Below are 21,511 nucleotides of genomic sequence, written 5' to 3' on the forward strand. Positions count from 1 at the left end.
AGGTGAGAGGGAATGGCTATAGTAGAGGTGGTCAAATACGACGGTTCTCCGGACGTATACGCTTGGAAATATCCGAATGCGGAGCTAGGAACTTGGACGCAGTTAATCGTTAATGATACGCAAGAGGCGCTGTTATTCAAGGGCGGTCAGGCGCTCGATTTATTCGGGCCTGGCAGGCATACGCTCAGTACGCTTAATATACCGATTTTAAACCAGTTGGTTAACATTCCTTTTGGCGGGAGATCGCCGTTCTCGGCCGAGGTGTGGTTTGTGAACAAGCAGGTATCTCTCGATGTGAAGTGGGGAACGTCGTCGCCGATTCAATTGCAGGACCCGAAATACAATATTGTCATTCCGGTTCGGGCTTTCGGCCAGTTCGGCATTGCGATTGAGGATTCACGCCGGTTTTTGTCCAAGCTGGTTGGAACGCTCCCGCTGTTCAATCAAGAAACGCTGTCCAAACATTTGCGCGGCATGATTATGATGAATATTAATGAGCTGCTTTCTTCCTATCTGGTGTTCAAAAAAGTGAGCCTGCTTGAAATCAACGCCTACATCGGCGAAATTTCCAAGCACGTCGAAGAACGAGTTGGGGCGCTGATGCACCCATTCGGCATTCGGCTCGTTAATTTCTTCATTGATTCCATCAGTACACCGGAGGATGATGCCTCGCTGAAACGGCTGCGCGAAGCGCTTGCGCGCAAAGCAGAGATGGACATTATCGGCTACAACTACCAGCAGGAGCGTACCTTCGACACCTTGGAGGGCGCAGCGAAAAATGAAGGCAGCTCGCAAGCTGGCGTCATGGGCGCAGCCCTCGGACTTAGCATGGGAGCGGGAATTGGCGGCATATTCGGCAGCCAATTTGGACAGCTGGGCGAGCAGCTGTATGGAGCAGCCGGCGCAGCTCAGGTTTGTCCAAGCTGTCAGAGCCGCAACGATGCGCAGGCGAAGTTTTGCAACAGCTGCGGCAAAGGGCTTGCCGGCAGCTCCGCTGGCGGTCAGGCGGGAGCGCCGAGACCGATTCATAATTGCGATAAGTGTGGGATGCCGCATCGGGAAAATTCCAAGTTTTGCGCCAACTGCGGCGATGCTTATAATCCTTGTCCAAGCTGTGGCGCGGATTGTGCGGAGGATGCAGTCAATTGCAGCGCTTGCGGCGAGACGTTGCCGCATCCGTGCAGAGGCTGCGGCGAGCAAGTAGCCGCAAACGCCAAGTTTTGTCCGCACTGCGGAACCAGCAACAGCAGCGGCAGCCAGCAATGTCCAGGATGTCGTCATGAAGTGCAGCCGGGGCAGAAGTTTTGTCCGGAATGCGGGCATGGACTTGCTGGCAGAGCATAGCTCTTTTGCTGCTCGAGTGCAGTGCACAGGGGACGCAAATATTGGGCTGTGGCAGCTATCAAAAGCAGCACATTACTGCGCGTGAGACGTAATGGCGTTGCTGCTGGGAAAGAGGGAAAGCTTCATGAGTTTGCTGTTTCGCGTAATTGGAGTGGGATTATTGCTAATTGTAGGTTATATGCTAGGCGGTTTCGATAATAGGCCAAGTTCGCTTTTATTTACACAAAAAGTAGGAATATATTTATTAGGAGCGATTCTTCCTGCTTTGTTCTTTTTTATTATGGCGTATTTTTTTGCCAAGAGTGAGAAGAAGCGTGATGACGCATGGGTCGCAAACATCCGGGCGACCCATGCCACGATACAACAAAACACCTTCGAGGCTAAAAAAATGGCCGACGAAATGAGGCATGCCCGTTTGCAGAGAGAGCAGGCAAGGGAAGGCAGGGCTCCAGCGGGCAGCTCAGGACAAGGGAGAAAATCTGTTGCTTGCCCAAGCTGTGGCAACCATACGATGCTATGGCCTAAACAAACAATCCTCTGCGAATATTGCCATGCAAGTATTGAATACCGCTAGGTGTAAAGGCTCCTATGCCATGCAGAGCGAAAGACGGGGTGAATGAAAATGGCAGCTGGTTTTTGGCACAAGGCAATTGGCGTATTCTGGGCTGCTTTAGGTCTCATCTTATATCCGAATACATTGGACCCAAGTTATGGATTAGATGGACTCATAGCCTCTTGGGTTGTCTTCTCTTTATTTCCTGGCGCTTCCCTTTTTTGTGTTGGGGTAAGGAAGAACAGGCGTTTTAATTGGAAGCAAAAATATTTAAATGAACAGGAGCCATATCTAGTCCAGTTTCGAATAGAGCTACAGAAGCTGGAGCATGAGCAGGAGCTTGCAAGAGAAGAACGCGAACGAGCCGAGGAAGCGGAAGCAACGGCTAGGCTAGAGGCTGAGAAGGAAGCGACGCTGGCGGCTTTGCGCGCAGAAACAGAGGCAGCGGCAAGGCGCGAAGCCGCGAGCCGTACATCACCGCCTCCACCGTCGTCTCCGCCACCGCCACCCCTCATGCCTAAAAATATCAGTTGTCCGGGTTGTGGCGCGAGAAAGGTGCTGCAGCCTATGCAGAGCGTGGAATGCGACTATTGTGGAACGATGCTGGTGTATAGTTAATTTTAAGCCAGCCTATTTGAGGGTCTCCAAAGAGAAATAAGAGCAGCAAGCGTTTAGCCTATAGCGGGTTTAACGGATGCTGCTTTTTTTACTAGGGTAAGAGATTCAATATAATAGCAGCTTATGGTCTCAAATGATTGCAGCAACGAAAGGGAAAGGGGATAGCGGGATGGGTGGAGTACTTAAAATAATTGCAATCGGATGTCTTGTGAATGGCATGCTGTATATGCCCTTATATAGAGCAGGTGAGATGTCCTTCGCGGAGCAGGCTTTATTTTTCGGGAAATATTTCGGGATAACAGCGGCAGTCATATTTATATTGGCGGCAATGATCGAGAAGGTCGATAAAATAAAACAAAAAGAATACATGGAAAAAGCACAGAAGTATTCAGCCAGCTTGGAGCAGCGATTGCATGAGATGCAAAACGAAACAAGTGAGCTGAAGAGGGCAAGACTTGCACGAGTACAACATTTAAATTAAAGAGACTGGACGATGATACAGAGGCGGGATGAGCAATGCGGAAGGGATACGATTCATCTAAAATGATTTCGTATGTAAACGGAATTGTGTGGTTAGTTATTGGTGCTTTCTTTATTAAAAATGGAATATCGACTCCAAATCGGGAAGAATTAATGTTTTATATTCTTCTTTATTCCTTGATTTTCGTTTTCCCAGCATGGATTGGAGTGTACCTTGGTTTGCGCTATTCGAACCGTAAATCAGTCCAAAAGAAGCATAAGGAAACGATTGATTCTTTAGAGCTTGAATTGCATATCGCAAGACAAGAGCTATTGCATGAGAAAAGTCTTGCTGAAAATGAGGAGCAAGCGAGAAAATCTGCAAGAGAAGCGGAGGAGCAAGCGGCAGCAGCTGCCCGTTTAGTAGAGCAGACAGAACACGATAATGCAAGGCAGAGCTCTCCGCCCCCAGCATCATCTGAACCTAAAACAATCAGCTGCCCAGGCTGCGGGGCGAATAAGGTGCTTCTTCCCCAGCAAAGCGAGGAATGCGACTATTGCGGGAGGATGCTCGTGTATCGTTGATGGAATATGAACAGCAGGATTTGTTTGCGAAACCTTTTTTTAGGGTAAAGTAACATAGAGCCCAAACAAGAAGGAGCGTGTAAATGATGACGCAAATGAAGAAGGTGGCTTTTCTGCTGGCCGATGGCTTTGAAGATTCAGAAATGCAAAATCCGTATGATGAAATGGTGAAAAATGGCCATGAGGCGGTTATTATAAGCTTGCGCAGCAATGAGGAACTAAAAGGCAAGCAGGGCACAGTTGCCTATAAGTCGCATCTTGCGATTAATGAGGCGAAGGCGAGCGATTATGCGGCTATTATTATTCCTGGCGGCGCATCACCTTCCCACTTGAAGGAAGATGCGGCCGTGCAAGCTTTTGTCAAAGAGGCTGATGAAAAAGGCATTACCATTGCTGCCATTTGCCATGGCCCGCAAATTTTGGCGGAAGCTGGTTTGCTGCAAGGACGCACACTGACGGCTTATCCAGAGCTGGAGCAGGAAGTGCAGGCAGCCGGGGGGCATTTTCGCAATGAGGAAGTCGTAGTTGATCGTAATTTGATTACTTCCCGTACGCCAGAGGACGAGCCGGCTTTTATTCAAGCAACGATTGAACAACTGGGCGTCAACGCCTGGTAGACTGTCTAGCAGAACAACTGGATCGTGTATTCCATCTATTATCGCTGCGAGTTTTGCCTGTAGGCAAAACCAAAACCGCAAATCGCAAGAGCAGCAAGCGTTTGACCTGCCTTAGGTTTAACGCTTGCTGCTCTTTTGCTATATAAATTTTCCTGAATTTGTAACGACTATTCATGCCAAATGATTGCGGCAACTATTTAACTGCATTATAATTGTTGTCAGCATGGCAGAGTTTGTGAACGAGTGGTTATTTCGTATATTAAAGGAGTCAAGCATGAAGGTTATCCTTGTAGATGATGAAAGCCTCGCTTTGGATTACTTGGAGCGGCAACTCGTGAAACTAAATAACGTAGAGGTATTGGGGAAATATGAGGATCCAACGGTCGGGAAAGAGCGGATTTTGCTTGATCTGCCGGATGTTGTATTTTTGGATATTAATTTGCCCGAAGTCAGTGGCATTGCGCTTGCCGAGCAACTGCTGGAGGTAAGACCAGAGCTGAATATCGTATTTGTAACCGCTTATGATGAATATGCAGTGAAAGCTTTTGAGCTGAATGCGCTGGATTATGTCGTCAAGCCGATCCATCCTGAGCGGTTAATGAAAACGATGGAACGGATTCAGAAGCGGCTGGACTCCCATGTGAAGGATAAAGGGCAGGCCGTGCAGCAAGTGATAAAAACGAATGAGGAGCAGCACCTGATTTTGCAGCTGCTGGGGCAGTTTAGTGTCGAATTTTCTGGAAAAAAGGATGCAGCCATACGTTGGCGTACGACAAAGGCGCAGGAGCTGTTTCTGTATTTGCTCCAGCATCGCGAACAGCTGGTAAGGAAATCGCTATTAATCGATTTGCTATGGCCCGATAATGGGACGGAGAAAGTATATGCCCAGCTGTATACGACGGTGTACCATATTAGGAAAACGCTTGATCAGTTTGGAAAGTGTTTTCACATCGCCAATACAACAGAAGGATACATATTGACGCTTAATCAGGTTGTGCTGGATGTGGAGGAATGGGAGAGAGGAATTGCTGCTGCACCGCCGCTAGCGGCGGCAACCCTTGCGGAATACGAGGAGGCTATGAATCTTTATCGAGGCGATTATTTAAAGGATTATGATTATTGGTGGGCGGAGAGCGAACGCCAGCGCCTGAAGCGCCTGTGGCTGAATACTTCCTATCGCTTGGAAGCTTGGCATGTCGAGCATGGCCAGCTGGATAAAGCGATTGCCGGATATATTCGAATTATCGAGGAGCATGCGCAGGCGGAAGAGGCTTATTTTGCCTTAATGCAGCTGTATGCGTCTAAAGGGAATCATCTTATGGTTAATCAGCAGTACAATGCTTTAACCGCCGCGCTGATGGAGGAATTGAACGAGCAGCCAAGCGCATACATTACAGAATGGTACAAAGATTGGAAAAGCGGCGTTAATGGTTTGTAGACTGGTGAAGGAAACAAAATGGTAAATAATTGGAGGGGCAAGCGAGTGCTATTGACTTTTTAAACCATAGCCCTCATAAATAGCTCTCCAATCCAATGGCCGTGCCATTCTTCTTTCTACTTGCTCGAGAGGCTTAAAACCATACTTGGCATATAAAGTCTGAGCATCTTTTGTACCTAGATTAAAGCTTGTTCCTTTTAGTTTGGGGTGCTCCAATATGGTTTCTAATAGCCACTTGCTAAGTCCTATACCTCGAAACTCGGGTATAACAAATACATCCCCTAACCAGGAAAAGCGGACAAGGTCGGTGACAACTCGCGCAAAACCAACTAGCTTCGCTTGTTCCTTAAGCGGATTCCCCTGATAAATGCCGTAGCACAAAATGGAGTGTTCAATGGCTGCTTGTACAAGTTCTTTGTCAATTCCGTTTGCCCAATAAGATTCCTCGTTTAGAAATTTATAAATCGTTTCAATATCCAAATAAGCTTTATTTGTGCTAATTGTAAATCCGTCGCTTCTAGTCCAAAGTTTTTGTTCTTCCAAAGGGCTGCAGTCCTTTCTGAGTATTCCTTTGAATTATCATACTGTTGAAGGAATAAAAATTCAATATTCTATGCGGCCTATTATTTTGTAAGTTTTGCGAGATTAAACAGAGATTTTGTCGAGAAATTGTAGAGTTGCCCTATTTATAATGGAGGAGTAGGTGAAAATGGAGACGGACAAGCTTTACGAGCTTCATTTTCAAAAAAATAGCATGTCCAAAGGAATGGTTGAAGAAGATGATGATAACCGAGAAGCGGCAAATGAATGTCATTCGCCATTTTCGCTATCCTGAGCTGGCTTGCTGTATAAGCGAGGGAGCCCAGCACCTACGACAGCTGAATTTGAATCAAATGACCGATTACACCATCGTTCGTGGCTTTTATACCCATCATAGAGGTCATTTTATTGGCATTACAGCTACTTCTGAGGGGCCTTTGTTTTTTTATGACAAGCAGTATTTTCAGCTTTCGGAAGGGAAATTTATGATTACTCTGGAGCATGATGATAAGCGGAACACGTTTTCTTTTTGGTGGGACGGGGTGGAAATATGCCGCCTGAACTACCAGCGTCAGCTTTATCGGTACAATGAGGGAATCGTAGATGATGGTATTCGTGATTTTTTTGCGTGGCTTTATTTGTCGACAGGACCAAGGAAGTTTTGGAGATTCCAAAAGTTTTACACGGTCAAAAGCAGCTAAACGCTGTTTCGGGTATCGGAATTTTATCAACCGACATAGGATTGATAAAACGCATGATGGAGTTGAAGCGAGATGGGCGCAGAACATTTGAAAGAATTTCAAAGCTTGAAGCACGAAGATGAAATGCGGTATATGCTCCTGCTTAGAGACGTAAAGGGCATGCTTAAAGAGCGGAAGGAAGAGCCTTTTATGAAACGGTTAAAGCGGAGATGGATGAAGAAAAACCAGAAAATACAAGCCTCAGCCTGGAAATAAAAAAGATTTAACGTATTGTTTATTGCAAATAATGGGTATATACTAGAGATAATCATAGTTTAATATAAGGTAGTTTTTCTACCTAACACCACTTACAAAACTTTACACGATAACGGCAAACCTGTCGAAAGGCAGGGACGCAAAGCTAAAGGGCCTTCTCTATTATTAGATGGCAGCCTAGCCACCGAAGGGAGTTTTTTTTATGCGCAAAAGTTTAACGGTTATGATTTTGCTGGCGTTGATTCTGTCCGTGTTCCCTCAAGCAACTGCTCAAGTGGCAGCGGCAGCTGGGACAAGCTGGCTCGACGAATCCAATGTGGATAAAGGAAGCATCGGCATTCGTTATGAGGTCAAGTCAGGCGTAGATACAAGGCTGGTTGTAGCCAAAGACGGCAAAAATTATACGTATGCGCTCCGGACAAACCAGACAGAAGAATGGTTTGCGCTTCAACTGGGCAATGGAGATTATACGATTTCATTATTGGAAAACGTAAGTGGTACCAAAAAATATAGAGCAGTTCATACAGGCAAAGTTACCTTGAATTTGAGTGACAGCAGCCTCGTCTATTTGAACTCCATTCAAAATATTGATTGGAGCAGCAACAGCAAAGCGGTTAAGAAAGCATTGGAACTGACTAAGGGAGCAAAGACGGATACCGAGAAGGTAACGGCGGTTTACAATTATATTGTAGCGAATATTTCTTACGATCATCAGCTTGCGGCTAAGGTGACCAACGATTATTTGCCTCAAATCGATCGTACCTTTAGTTCGCAGAAAGATATTTGCTACGGCTACGCTGCATTAATGGCAGGCATGCTTCGCAGCTTGGACATTCCGGCCAAGATGGTGACGGGCAAAGCGTCTGATGTATCAAATTATCACGCCTGGAATGAAGTATATTTGGACGGCAAATGGATCACGATCGATACGACGCTTGATGCTGGCCTGAAGAACAGCAAGAAAGCGGGCAAAATGATTAAAGACAGCTCGCGTTATACGGCTGCTAAAGTTTATTAAACGGAAATAAACACATATAACTCAATAGGTACACACAGAAGCTTCGTCTATCCTTCATCGGATGGACGAAGCTTTTTTGCAGTTATTTAGCTGACGGATAAAGGGGAGGCTTGTAAAGTTTTTGTACAGTTGGGCTGGATATAATTTTCTTATTTGAATACAAGGAGGAAGAGGATGGAAAATGACGTGGTATTTGTAAGGTAATGTTTTTGTACTAGGCATTATCGGTATTCACAACAAGAGAGAAACTAGAGGAGATAGAGAAAAAGAGAGGATTGATGAGATGCCCGCAAGTAGACAGAGAGCGATCAGGCACAAGATTTCCTGGATCATGCTGCTCGTTTTGCTGCTGCAAGCTGCATTACAGCCATTCGCAGCACCGGTACAGGCAGCAGGACCGATTACAGGGCTGACTTTTACAAAGACAGCCAGTGTGAGCACTGTTAATGTAGGAGATACCTTCAAGTATACGATCTTGTATCAGGCAGATGGAGCGACTCATGTCGGTAAGAATGTAACGATTGTTGATACAGTACCGGCACAATTTGAAATTGTAGATGGCTGGGAGGATGGAGGCTGGGATACGAAAAATGGCCAAACTCTAACCGTCAATGCACATCCATTGCCTTCCGGTACTTCGGTGAAGCTGGAAATTCCCGTGAAAGCGAAGCCGACTGGCTCAAGCTCGGTTGTGCCTACGACGAATACGGCGACGATTACACTCGTTGATTCAGCGGAAAGTACAACGGCATCGGCGAATGTAACGATTAACGCGGACCCGAATCCGGTAGCTACACCGACGCCTACAGCAACACCGACGGCGACGCCAACTGCTTCGACCTACGACAAGTGGTGGGCTTATAAAAGCCAAGCTACTGGATTTGGCAGCACAGTTCCGATTATTGGCGGAGCGGTTGAGTATACGGTAGGCATTAAAGGCGAAGCCGGCAATGATAACCCTGGCAGCTTGAAAAATGCGACGTTAGTCGATACACTGCCGCCAGATGCTGTATATGTGAGCTCAACAGAAGGCGGTGTCTATGATTCAACAGCTCGCACGATCACTTGGTCGAATATTGAGCTTGCTTCCGGACAATCTTTCGAAGCGAAAGTATCGGTCACCTTCCCTGACGATTTAGGGTATGGTCATCCGACCGGAACACCGCTGGAACGCAAAAATAATGTTGAAATTTTGAGCGGTTATACGCTCGAAGGTGGCGGCTCGGTCACTGATCCTGACGCTGATGTGACAACTAAATTCGGAGAGCCAGTATCTGGCGTTTCCGGACTAACCAAGTCGCGTGTTTACCAGTATCGCTGGCATGGCCAAACACAGAAGTTCAACATCGGCGGCATCAGCAATACGGGGACGAATGTAAATACCTCTTTGTCGAACCTGGTATTGACAGATGTGCTGCCTGCGGAAATGGACTACAGCAGCATTAAAATGCCAAATGTTTTCACTTCCCAGCTTCGTTATAAAACAAGCGATGGTACGACTGAAACTTGGCATGCGTATAGCGGCAGCCTTGCGCCTAACGGCACAATTACAGTGAGCACGACAGCTGGTACGAACCGCATTGTGCTAAATGCTGGCGAATTTTTGGTTGCCTTGGAGTGGTCGTTCAGCACCCTAGCTCCAGGAGGTACAATTGGCGGCATTGAAATTACAGGGACCGTTAGAGATTTTGCTAATGGCACGAACACCCCTGTCGTCCACGGTGATCAAGTAACGAATCAAGTCACGCTGGATTATCAAGCGCTGAATGTTACCATTCCGGGCCAATGGGATGACAAGCCTCAGAAAACGGCTCAGGCAGATTTCAACATCAACAATGAGAAGCCATGGCTTGTAGCTAATAAAGCGATTGGAGCGGGAAATTTCCGTCCACTCAGCACGGTGCCGTTCACACTTACGGTCCGCAACGATATTAAAGCAACGGGACCTTATATTAATCCAGTTGTCTATGATTTATTGCCAACAAGCTTTGATTATTACACGAATCCTAAAATAGCTGATCCTGCTGCGGCACTGGCAGCCTCGTTTACATTTACGGGCACGCCTGCTGGAGCAAGTGCTCCACAGCTGGAGCTTGTTGATAAAAACTGGAACGGTACGGGACGGACCCTTGTGAAATGGTCATGGTCCGACGGCACCTCTTTTGCTCCAGGTACAAGCTTTGAAATCAGCTATAAAGGCGAGGTCCGTGCAGGTACGCCTCAAGGTACTACCTACACGAACGATATGTATATTACAACAAGCGATCCAAATTCAGAGTTCTGGCATACAGGGGATTCCGCACAGGATAATCCGCAAAGTTTGCCAGCGTGGCAAACACGCAACAATACGATTAAAGATACAGTTATAGGCTTTGATCCAACGGCGGGAACGAATGAGTTTTTTGTTCATGCTTCAGCGAACGTAACGGTACGCAAAGCATCTCTCGTCCAGTCGACAAAATGGAATCAAGGCGATTTGGAGCCTATTTTCCGGGCATCAGATGATGCTACGTATGATGGAGAACCAGCTCTTCCTGTACAGCCATTTGATTGTGATGGCGATATTGAATACACCGAGTACCCGCGCTACAGCGTAACGTACGAAGGCGGAACAGCGGATTACAGATTGGCAGTTCGCAATAGCGGCAATACGAGACTCGGCGTCATTGATGTGCTGGATATTTTGCCGCATGTAGGCGATAATGCACTGCGCGTCAACAGCGGTTCGCCTTATGAAGCAAGGGGCTCCCAATGGCAGCCTAACCTAGCGGAAGTACTCTCTTCCGGCAATAAAACCTTTACATCCTCAGCGGCAGCGGGAAGCAGAACGGTAAACTACACGCTGTCCGCGTATTACAGCAAGTCGGTTAATCAGGAGCAGGTTGTCAATTTCACGAATGTGAATGACAGCAAGCAGGGCTGGATCGAACAAGGGAATTACCAAAAGGATGATTTGACAGACATCAAATCGCTCTACTTCCAGCTGTCGAACATTGTAGGCAGTGATGGAGCATCTGGACTTGCGCCAGGCGACTATATCGTATTGGATTGGAAAATGGATGCCCCTGTAGGAGCACCGACAAATGAAGTAGCTTGGAACTCTTTTGCCATTCAAGCAACTGAAATCGGTGCAGGCAATGATGAAGGCAGCAAAATGCTTCCAACAGCGCCTAACAAAGTCGGCTTCCTGATTCACCCGAATGACGAGCATGTACCGCTTGGCGAAATCGGCAATTTTGTCTGGTTCGACAGCAACCGTGATGGCACGCAGGATGAAGAATATCCAGGCGACAGCGGCCAAGGTGCAGGTATTAACGGCATTACCGTAAATCTGTACAAAGCGGGTGAAACGACACCGTTCAAGTCAAGCAAGACAGGCTATCATTACAATGGAAGCCCAGGCTACTATTTGTTCCAGGGACTTGAGGCAGGAAATTATTTCGTAGAGTTTGTGCTGCCAGATCGCTACATGCCGACGACAGCCAATGTGCATGGCGCAGATCCAAGCCATACGAATGACAATGACTCCAACCTGGTAACGAAAGGCGCTGCAGTAGACGGTTATACGCCATATCGTACGGATACGATCAGCTTGGGTACTGCTGGTAAAATTCCGACAATCGATTTGGGCTTAATCGAAACAGCATCACCTACTGGCGAGTCTTACCCAACCATCACGTTTGAGAAAGAAATTACAAGTGTGACGCAAGGCTCCTCGACAATTGCTCCATCGCAGCAATATGTAGTGGTAGGGAACGATGTGCATTATAAGCTTTCTTTGAAAAATACATCTTCTGTTACTTTGCATAATTTTAAAATTTCAGATGCGCTTGACAGACTGCAAGCTGGCTTTGAATTTACTAAGCTGACGTATAATGGCGAGGAAGTTGCCTTGAATGGCGGCAGCCATGACAGACCAGACATTATTGGCCAGTTGGCTAATAGCGGAACGAATCCGTCTATTGTCATTAAAAATCTTGCAGCAGGAGCGGGATTGACGCTTGAAGGCGTATACCGTGTCACGAGTGCGGATTTGGATTTGACAGATTTGGATAATGTAGCAACCGTGTATTACAATGAATCCCCTGATCCGATTAAGGATGAGGCTAGCATTCCGACAGCAGGGCTTAAGATTGAGAAAAGAGGCAGTGCAGTCGCTGTATCCGATACAGCAGCAGGAAGCTGGATTAACTACACGGTTAAAGTAACGAATACAGGCAAACGCGATTTAACGAATGTTGTGATTACGGATACGAAAGTATCCGGCATACCGAGCATTCCATCGCTAAAATCTGGGGAATCGAAGGAATTTACGTATTCCTATCAAGTAACATCAGTAGATACAGCAGCGGCTTCCATTATCAATGTGGCTAAAGCTGTTTCCGATGAAACACCGCCGGTGACGACTGAGCATGAAATACCTGTCGTTTCGGATGAGCGGGGCTCCATCGGCAATTATGTATGGCTTGACCGTAATGAAGATGGGCTGCAAGATGCAGCGGAAACAGGCATTAATGGCATTATCGTTAAGCTTTATGACGATGCAAACCATGTATTGGCTGAGACCGTGACGCATGATGAAAATGGCAAGCCAGGATTTTATTTGTTTGCCGGATTGCCGCAAGGCGATTATCATGTCCAGTTTGTCATTCCGGCAGAATACGGCGTAACGAAGCCGGAAGCTGGAGCGGCAGATGTGGATTCCAACAAAACGGATGGCCAAGGAATAACCGAGGTCATTACGATTGGGCCGGCAGGCTGGAATGATCTGACGATTGATTTGGGTCTTGTTCCACGCGGAGAAATCGGGAATTATGTATGGCTCGACCGCAACCGTGATGGCTTGCAGAACGAAGATGAGAAAGACGGAATTAATGGCATTGTGGTGAAGCTGTATAAAGGCAGCAGCACAGGTACGCCTGTAGCTGAAACTACAACAGCGAATGATGCAAGTGGCAAGCCGGGTTATTATTTGTTCGATAATTTGCTTGCAGGCGAATATTATGTTCAATTCGTTTTGCCAAGCGATTATTTGAAAACAAGCGCGGAGCAAGGAGCGAACGCAGCCCTTGATTCCAACGCAACGGATGCAGACGGCATAACAGTCAAAATTGTTATTAACGAGACGGCTGGCTGGGTTGATCATACGATTGACCTTGGCGTAGTTGCCAAAGGGGTTATTGGCAATTATGTATGGTTTGACCGTAATGACAACGGCAAGCAGGATGAACTGGCTGCGGATGGCCGCAATGGCGTTACCGTACAGCTTTTTGATCAAAACAAACAGCAAATTGGAGAAACCATTACAGCAAATGATGCGAGTGGAAATCCTGGCTATTATTTGTTTGATCAATTGCCAAGCGGACAATATTTTGTGAAATTTATTGTGCCAACTGGCTACACCGTAACGAAAGCTGAGGCAGACGGCGTGTCTGCTGAGGAAGATTCAAACAAACAGGTAGATGGATACACAGAAGTTATTGTTATTGGTGAAGGAGCGCCGCGTGGCTGGGAAGATTTGACGATTGACCTTGGGCTTATTAATAAGCCAACTAGTCCAGGTGGAAATTCGGGCAACCCATCAGTACCGACGCCGACACCTACGCCCACAGCAACACCGTCTCCTACACCAACACCTGCTGTAACGGAGACGCCAACAGCGACGCCTACGCCAACACCGGTGGCTCCAACTCCTGTTCAGCCAGGCACACCGACACCAGCACCAACGGCGACTCCTGTAGTAGAGAAAGATAAGACTAAGGAAAATACGCCAGTTGAAGGTAAAGTTGATGTTCCGAAAGGTGGAAATACAGACGTTGGCAAGCAACCGGAGCATGGACAAGTAACGGTTGACGATAATGGACAATGGGTGTATACGCCTGACCCAGGTTATACAGGCAAAGATGATTTCTCCATTATTGTAAAAGATGCTGACGGCAACGAAGAGGAAATTTTATTTGAAATTGATGTGGATGAAATCCCGCTCGGGGTAGTGGAGGATTCGGATGAAGATGGAGATGGAAATAAGCCAGCACCGAATAACCAAGGCACACTTCCGAAGACAGGTGAGTCCAGTCAATTGCCAATCCAGCTCGCAGGCGCTGCATTAATTGCCCTTGGAGCTATATTGCTTAGAAAAAAACGCTCACGTCCTTAAGCGTGATGCAGTAAGCTTCATAAGAGTAGAAAATTTTTGATTCTGTACGCATTCTACTCTGCACATACGGCCTCCAAAACGAAGATTTTTCATTCGTTTTGGAGGTTTTTTTATAGAAGCGTGTGGCCTGTAGAGAAACTGTAGAGCCAGGCTCTGCATAATAGAGAAGCCTATTCAGTTTAGTTAAGAGACATATAAGCAGAGGGAGCTGAGAATTTGCGTAAAATCGCAATTATATTGGTAGCGCTCGGAGCGCTGCTGCTCATTTATCCGCAGTGGAATGAATGGATGGCTGATCGGGAGCAGGACAAGCTGTTAAAAGAAGCGCTGCTGCTCATGGATACGCCCGAGCCTGTAAATATGGGGGCCGCACAAAGCTACGCACAGCTGAATGATATGTTAAATGCAGGAGAAGAAACCGAGGATGAAGCAGCTTCCCTATTAAACGATTTTCAAAATGGCAAGCCCATTGCAACGATTACGATAGATCGTATTGATGTCTTATTACCGATCCTAGAGGGCGCTACTAAGGCGAATATGAAGCATGCGGCTGTACATATGCGAGAGACCGCTATTTTTGGGGAGGAGGGCAATGCGGCTGTAGCAGCGCATCGTGCCCATACAACCGGAAGGTTATTTAATCGGCTGAATGAAGTAGAAATTGGCGATGAAATTGTCGTGCAGACGAGCACTGCCAAATTTATTTATAAAGTGTACGAGACGTTAATTGTGGAGCCAACCGAATTATCAGTTTTAGATAGTGTCCCGGGAGAAAATATACTTACACTTATTACCTGTGATCCGCTCATTAATCCGACGCACAGGCTAATTGTACACGCTCGTCAAATAGAGACACTATAGAGGTGCGTGATTGCTAAATAGGAAAAAAAAGCAAGGAGTCACTCTCAATCCACGGAATAAATGGACGAAGTAGAACTCCTTGCCTTGTGGTTTTATGGCTTAGCTTGATTAACATTGCCGTATTTTTCTTTCGGGAGCTTGCTTCTGCCTTCCCGGAAGACAAAAAATCCATTTTTGCCTTGTTTCTTGGCCACATACATCGCAGCGTCCGCTTCTTTTACAAGCATATCATGCTCAGCGTTGCGGGCCGTGCACATCCGAATACCGATACTCACCGTAATTAACACGTGATAACCTTCGACTGCATAAGGCGTCGTCAGTTTATCCAAAATTTGCGTGGCAGCCCGTTTCGCCATAATAGGATCGCAGTTTTTGAGAATCATAACGAACTCATCACCGCCAAGCCGGAATAACTCACGGCTTTTTTTAGACTCCACCTGTTGTAAGCGAACGCTGACCTCCCGAAGCAGTGCGTCTCCAACATGATGACCGAAGCGATCATTTATTTCTTTAAAGTGATCCAGATCGAGATAGAGAATGGCCATACTTTTTTTGCTGCGATATGTTTTCCAGAATTGCTCAAGCCCATGACGATTATATAGACCAGTAATACCGTCCCTAAAAGCAAGCTTCTTCAATACTGCTCTCTCAACAAGCATGGCACGCATTATTATGATTAGTACGGTAATGATGATGACCATAAAGGTGTTGAAGAAGAAAGGAAGGTTCTGGTTAGAGTAGATTGGCTCGGGGAGTCTGAACAGTTGCGTGAAAAACAGCACCAACATTCCCGTTATTGCGGCAATCATAATGGAGGTCGGGAGAATCTTAACCCATTTTTTTAAGCGCATGTTTTATCACCATATTTATTTTTTTTGTTCCCCCAACATTATACACGCAACTTCTATACAATTTCTATACTTGCTCTATAACTTATTTGAATTACCTTCATTGGTTGATGATTTTGGGACAGTAAAGCTTACAACCGTGCCTTGTTTTTCTGTGCTTTCAATGCGTAATCCCTTACCGTATAACTGTTTCAAGCGACGGTCAGTATTGCGCAGGCCAATTCCTCCACGGTTCTGCTCGAGCACGCTCCTAACCTGTTCCTCCTCCATACCTACCCCATTATCTATAATCGCAATTTCAATATAATTGTCGTATTCTTTCAGGCGAATACGCACGCTGCCTCCACTTGAACGGGCGAGTACGCCGTGACGCACGGCATTTTCTACAAGCGGCTGAATGGAAAGCGGTGGAATGCGAAGCCACGGCAGTTCATCAAGCTCCCATTCAATTTGCAGGCGATTGCCGAAGCGTTCTTTCTCTATGAAAAGATAGGAATGAAGCAGGTCGAGCTCATGCTGAAGCAGAACTACGCGTTCTGAATTTTTCATATCAAAGCTCGCTCGCAAATATTTCCCGAATTCCTCCAGCAATTGCACCATTCGCGATTGGTCAATTACACTTAAGGAGGCAATGGAATTTAACGTATTAAATAGAAAATGTGGTTGAATCTGCGCTTGAAGCCAAGCAGCCTCAATTCGCAGCCGCTCATTTACCGTTTGTTTGAGGTCTGTTAAAGCTTGTACGCGAGACTTGAGCTCCATTGCATCGACAGGCTTAGTAACATAATCATTTGCCCCTGCCATAAAGCCTGTGTTGACATCCTCAGGACGGCTGCGAGCAGTTAGCAATAGAATAGGAAGCTCAGAAATGCTGAATCGTTTCCGAATCGTTTGGGTCAACTCATAGCCCGACATTTGCGGCATCATAACATCGGCGATAATGAGATCCCATTCCTTCGTTTCAAGCAGCTTGAGTGCTTCCTTGCCGCTCGTGACGGTAGCCACTTCATAAAACTCTGAATCCAGCAAGTTGAATAATATTTTCAAGTTAACAGGATCATCATCCACGGCGAGCACAGTAGCTTTATTTTGCTGTGTTTCTGAAGCCGCTTTTCTCTGATCAAGGCGCAGTAATTGCGAATCGGCGGCAATGACGGACTTTGCAGATACGGCTGCTTCAACTGCGCTTGGCAGTATAAATTCCGGTTCGTCAGCAGCTGAATGGGGGTCAAGGAGCATGGTGAAGGTGAAAGTAGAACCTTTACCAGGGACCGAATATACCGTTAGCTTGCCTCCATGAAGCTCGACTAACTGCCTGCAAATGCTGAGTCCGAGGCCAATTCCGCCGCTCATAGCCGTCATGCTAGAATCGCCCTGCTCGTAAGCTTGGAAAATAGTGCGCTGTACGTCCGCCTCTATGCCGACGCCTGAGTCCTGTATGTGGATATAGGCTTTATCGCCAATAGCTTCTGCATGGACACTAACAATCCCCTCATTCGTAAATTTAACCGCATTATGGATGAGATTAAATAAGATCTGAATCAGCCTGTTTTCATCCGCGATTATTTTAGGAAATGAACGGGGAATATTCATTTCAAGCCGGACAGGCTTGTCCTCAGTTAAATAACGCAGCATATCGAATACACCGGAAATGATGTTTTGCAGCCGGACGCTTTCCTTATTCAAATGAATATCTCGATCCTTTAGACGCGTCACATCAAGCAAATCATTAAGCAGCAGCGACATGCGGCGTCCTACGGTAATGAGCAGCATTAAATTGTTTTTGCTTGCTTCACTAATGGAATGGGTAGTACTAGCCAATACGGTCTGTGCCATATTAATCATGCCATGCAGCGGATTCCTCAGCTCGTGAGAAGTATTAGCGAGAAATTCATCTTTCGCTTTATCGGCTTTTTGCAGTTTGAAAGCAAGCTGCTCCAAATCGGTTCTTGTTTGCAGAAATTGTTTGAACCAGAAGGAGGCAAAGCAGATAAAAGCAAAAATTAAATCAAACGGATAATAAGGCAAATCCGAGGCTATTCTTAACTTGACCGAGCCCCAAAAAATGCTGGAAGCGACGCTCATAGCTGCGAATAAGAGAAAAATCATATGCTCTTCGCCCTTAAGGGCCAGGCGCAGAATCATTATAAGAATAAAGAGAGACGGTACGGTAACCGCAGCAGCCATATAAGGTGAAAGAGTAATCGCATAATTGAATGGCAATATCGCAATGGCAAGCGTATAAAGGAAGCATAGAAATAAATAGACCCGTACCGCTTTGCCTTTCTGATAAACAGCGAAGAAGTTCGCAGAAAACGTTAATAGCAACGTGGATGCGCCAATCATAGCAATCATTAGCCCTTTTATAGTCCAATGTAAAGAGATTGGAAGCCACATCGTAAGCAAGCGGTTGTCATCAAGAAGCGTGCCTGTCATCATGCAGAAAACCACAATGGCAAAATAAAAAAGCTCTTTCTTCCGAACTCCAAGCAAAGGCAGCAGACCAACATAAATAAGATGAAGCAAATAGATGACTGCGACCATAAGCTGCATAGCAATTAAAAAATTATTTTCATATTGAACGGAAGCAAGCGTCCCGAACTTAATCGGTTTGGTAATGCCGCCCCCTTTAGGGAAATCATAATTGGACACATGCAGCACAATATTCATTTCATGTGTTCCTGTAATAGATGCGATAAGGGGATACATCTTTCCCACATGCTCTTGCTTATTTTCTGAAGGTTGACCGAGCTTGGATACAGAACGCCCGTTAACGAATAGCTCATAACTGCTGGATACAACCATCATTTCCATTCCATACTGGTCAACGTTATTGTCAGGCAGCAAAAGCCTGAGACGATAAGTGCCGAATCCAAAGCCAGAACGATTCGAATTTTTGTCCGAATAACTGCCCCATGCAGCAGGAACGGCAGCCCAGCTTTTGTCTGCAGGGATGGAATTAAATTGCTCAGGTGGGAGAAAAGCATCCGGATAAAACTCCCACTGTCCATTAAGCCGAATCGTTTCCCCATCTGTAAAATGCCAGTTACGCAAATCAAGTACACCTTGTTTAGCAACAGGATGGACAGGGGGCTTATGCGCTGCGTTCCAAGCGAAATGCAGTCCAGTTAGAATACTTGCGAATAGCAAGATATAAATGAAAAGTCTGATTTTTGGATAGTTTTTGAGTATCATATTAGTTATAATTCGACAGAAATAGACAAGTTCCTTTACAGGAAAAGTCTAGGGAAAACAGAAACCTGTTTTATGAAGTGATTACTTTTTCTTTGTGCTGAAAATGCGCCGGAATTCGTTCTAGCAGACTATCAGCATAGATGCTTCCAAGCTCCAGCTTTGGTATATGGATATAGCCGATATAGCATCCGCATTTCTTCATGCCACAAGGCCGCTCTGCGGATAAGCCTTCCAGTCCGTCTCGATAGAGCTGACCAATGATACGCCGATCTTTGTAGCAATGTTTGACAACACCGCTTCCTTGAACATAAAACACCGAGGAGCCAGCGGAGCAGCGTTGCCCGAAGCTATCATAATCTCTCGTATTCCATAGAAAATAAGGATCAACGGCTTCAAGCCGTACAATTTCCGCCTCTGTGTAATAATTGGGCTTATCTTTAAAAGCATTCACCCAAACGTATACATCCTCTGGCAGGCTGCTCCGAAGCTCTTCAATTTGCTCAAAGGCGCTCCGCAGCCCTACCGTTCCAACGCTAAAATTAAGCCCTTGTTGATACAATTGCATACACTGTGACAGCATCTGGCTAAGCGTCGTCTGACCAGGGTGGTAAGTAACCCAAAAAGCAGCTTTCTCCGGGTTTAGCCGGCTTGTCCAGTCCAGCTTCGTAGAGAGATTTGTCTGAACAGCTACTTTGGAAATATGGGACATATGCGACAGCTCAATCATAGCCTCGCGATACCAGCGATGGATCAGGGCTTCGCCATAGGGGTTGAAAAAAATAGACAATTCATGGCCGGCGTGACCTTGCTCCCGAACCCAATCCATGAACGTATGCAATTGCTCCTCGTCCTTGCGAAGCGTAGCGGCACTGTCTTTATTTTTGCTAAATGGGCAATAGGGACAGTCATAGTTGCAGGAAGAAAGCGATCCCCGATAATACAGCACGGCCTTCATGACAGCTCGTATCCTTCCATCAATTCTCTTATATCACCAGAAATAAATTCATCGCCGATTGCATCGGAATAAGCCATGCCAAGCTCCGTTAAACGAAGGGTTTGCCCGGCGTCCATTATTTGCGCAAAGCCGAGTTGAATCAGCTCAGCCAATTCGGAGTGATCGGCTAGTGCTTCACTGCCGAAACGTTCTGAATAGCTTGCAAGTAACAAGCCTTCGGCGTGAAGCAGCGCTTTTAAAACAAACCGCCGCTTCTGTTCAGCTACATTTAATATAAATCCGTAATTCGCGGATTGGAAATTTTCTGTGGAAACATAATCGGCAATGATGCTTCTTGTAGCCGCCGCACTTACGCCATAACGGGATGCATAATGCACTTCACGCGTATAAGAGCGCGCACCGCAGCCGAGTCCTGCCATGCCTTCCTCTTGACAGCTAAACGGTAAAATGTTTTTGTGCGTAAACGTTATTTCTTTAGCGAACCGCCGCATGGAAAATTGCTTATAGCCTGCCGCCTTAAGTCGTTCGCATGCAATATGATAGAGTTCCAGCCGTGCATCGGTGCCTTGGCGCTGAATTTGGTCTGGCTTTAGAATAGTATGCTCTCGCGTATACAGCGGGTAAATGAAAATTTCTCCTGGAGAGAAGCTAATTGCTTTCTCTAGCGAATAAATCCATGAATCGGTCGTTTGGCCCGGCAAACCATAAATCAAATCAATGTTCAGCAATGGAAAATCAAAAGCTTGCAGCATCGTAATAGCTTGTTCAGCAAGTTTAGGCTTCTGTGGGCGATAAATCGCCGAGGCCTCTTCATCGATAAAGCTTTGCACACCAATACTAACTCGGTCAGTTCGGCGGTCTTTTAAAATTTGCAGCCGCTCTTCACTTACTGTATCGGGAGAGGTCTCCACGGAAATAGAAGCCTGCGATGTATCCAGCCCCATAATATCTTCCGCAATTGTGAACAGCCGATTTAGCTGAGTAGCTTCAAGCAGCGTAGGCGTGCCGCCGCCAATGGCGAAGCGGGAAAAAGGCTTTCCTGTAATAATAGGAGCCCACTGCAAAGCTTGGCGTTCAAGTGCGTCTACATATTGCTCATGGACATGGGTACGGCGATCAGGCAGTGTAAACAAATTGCAGAATCCGCAGCGCACGCCACAAAAAGGGATATGCATATATAAAAAATAATAATCAGCCGGTTCGTGCTTCCAGAGCTCATCAAGGGGCAACGCCGGCGTTATTGGTCGATAAGCAGTCTTATGCGGATAAGAATAAAGATAGGAGCGGTAAGGGGAGGCGAACCAGCGCTTGCCCCATTCCGGCAAATCCGCTGGTCTCGTTAGTGATGTTGGCATAGACATCCGGCA

At 46.3% G+C, this 21,511-nt stretch carries 16 protein-coding genes and 1 riboswitch; of the genes, 11 read left to right on the top strand and 5 right to left on the bottom strand.

Going from position 1 to position 21,511, the window contains the following annotated elements:
* The first annotated feature begins 12 nt into the window (after positions 1–12).
* The 7 genes from ASF12_RS32875 to ASF12_RS32905 all read left to right on the top strand — a co-directional run bounded on the left by ASF12_RS32875 (position 13) and on the right by ASF12_RS32905 (position 5,614).
* Positions 13–1,344 (top strand): SPFH domain-containing protein, encoded by a 1,332-nt coding sequence (locus ASF12_RS32875; protein ID WP_056043820.1) that lies wholly within the window; start codon positions 13–15, stop codon positions 1,342–1,344.
* A gap of 124 nt (positions 1,345–1,468) precedes the next feature.
* A complete protein-coding gene (locus ASF12_RS32880; protein ID WP_056043823.1) occupies positions 1,469–1,918 on the top strand; it encodes a hypothetical protein in 450 nt (149 codons plus the stop codon).
* Positions 1,919–1,966: 48 nt separating this feature from the next.
* Entirely contained in the window at positions 1,967–2,515 is a 549-nt protein-coding gene (locus ASF12_RS32885; RefSeq protein WP_155973664.1) for a hypothetical protein, read from the top strand.
* Positions 2,516–2,648: 133 nt separating this feature from the next.
* Positions 2,649–2,996: a hypothetical protein gene (locus ASF12_RS32890; protein ID WP_056043829.1), complete on the top strand. Its 348-nt coding sequence runs from the start codon at positions 2,649–2,651 to the stop codon at positions 2,994–2,996.
* 35 nt (positions 2,997–3,031) lie between these two features.
* The gene (locus ASF12_RS32895) at positions 3,032–3,559 is read left to right on the top strand and encodes a hypothetical protein (RefSeq protein ID WP_056043831.1); all 528 of its coding nucleotides are present in this window, start codon (positions 3,032–3,034) and stop codon (positions 3,557–3,559) included.
* A gap of 95 nt (positions 3,560–3,654) precedes the next feature.
* Entirely contained in the window at positions 3,655–4,176 is a 522-nt protein-coding gene (locus ASF12_RS32900) for a DJ-1/PfpI/YhbO family deglycase/protease (RefSeq protein ID WP_056044072.1), read from the top strand.
* A 274-nt stretch (positions 4,177–4,450) separates the two neighbouring features.
* Entirely contained in the window at positions 4,451–5,614 is a 1,164-nt protein-coding gene (locus ASF12_RS32905) for a response regulator (RefSeq protein ID WP_056043836.1), read from the top strand.
* A 48-nt stretch (positions 5,615–5,662) separates the two neighbouring features.
* Here ASF12_RS32905 and ASF12_RS32910 read toward each other — a convergent pair whose 3' ends face one another.
* The gene (locus ASF12_RS32910; RefSeq protein ID WP_063892706.1) at positions 5,663–6,157 is read right to left on the bottom strand and encodes a GNAT family N-acetyltransferase; all 495 of its coding nucleotides are present in this window, start codon (positions 6,155–6,157) and stop codon (positions 5,663–5,665) included.
* A 236-nt stretch (positions 6,158–6,393) separates the two neighbouring features.
* Between ASF12_RS32910 and ASF12_RS32915 the strand changes: the two genes are divergently transcribed.
* From ASF12_RS32915 to ASF12_RS32935, 4 genes are all read left to right on the top strand, one after another.
* Entirely contained in the window at positions 6,394–6,855 is a 462-nt protein-coding gene (locus ASF12_RS32915; protein WP_155973666.1) for a hypothetical protein, read from the top strand.
* 359 nt (positions 6,856–7,214) lie between these two features.
* Positions 7,215–7,299, top strand: a riboswitch (cyclic di-GMP riboswitch).
* Positions 7,300–7,312: 13 nt separating this feature from the next.
* A complete protein-coding gene (locus ASF12_RS32925) occupies positions 7,313–8,128 on the top strand; it encodes a transglutaminase-like domain-containing protein (RefSeq protein ID WP_056043845.1) in 816 nt (271 codons plus the stop codon).
* Positions 8,129–8,411: 283 nt separating this feature from the next.
* Complete coding sequence (locus ASF12_RS32930) at positions 8,412–14,285, top strand: SdrD B-like domain-containing protein (protein ID WP_056043848.1); 5,874 nt, start codon at positions 8,412–8,414, stop codon at positions 14,283–14,285.
* Positions 14,286–14,501: 216 nt separating this feature from the next.
* A complete protein-coding gene (locus ASF12_RS32935; protein WP_056043851.1) occupies positions 14,502–15,146 on the top strand; it encodes a class D sortase in 645 nt (214 codons plus the stop codon).
* Positions 15,147–15,238: 92 nt separating this feature from the next.
* On the opposite strand, the gene ASF12_RS32940 is transcribed toward ASF12_RS32935, so the two are convergent.
* The 4 genes from ASF12_RS32940 to ASF12_RS32955 form a co-directional block, all read right to left on the bottom strand.
* Complete coding sequence (locus tag ASF12_RS32940) at positions 15,239–15,997, bottom strand: GGDEF domain-containing protein (protein WP_081419178.1); 759 nt, start codon at positions 15,995–15,997, stop codon at positions 15,239–15,241.
* Between the two features lie 75 nt (positions 15,998–16,072).
* Entirely contained in the window at positions 16,073–19,048 is a 2,976-nt protein-coding gene (locus ASF12_RS32945) for a hybrid sensor histidine kinase/response regulator (RefSeq protein ID WP_162241958.1), read from the bottom strand.
* Positions 19,049–19,259: 211 nt separating this feature from the next.
* Positions 19,260–20,144, bottom strand: coding sequence for an STM4011 family radical SAM protein (locus ASF12_RS32950; protein WP_056043855.1), 885 nt, complete (start codon positions 20,142–20,144; stop codon positions 19,260–19,262).
* A complete protein-coding gene (locus tag ASF12_RS32955) occupies positions 20,141–21,499 on the bottom strand; it encodes an STM4012 family radical SAM protein (RefSeq protein ID WP_235533363.1) in 1,359 nt (452 codons plus the stop codon). Before ASF12_RS32955 ends, ASF12_RS32950 begins: the two co-directional genes overlap by 4 nt.
* Between the last annotated feature and the right edge of the window lie 12 nt (positions 21,500–21,511).

Source organism: Paenibacillus sp. Leaf72 (assembly GCF_001422685.1).
Lineage (GTDB): Bacteria > Bacillota > Bacilli > Paenibacillales > Paenibacillaceae > Pristimantibacillus.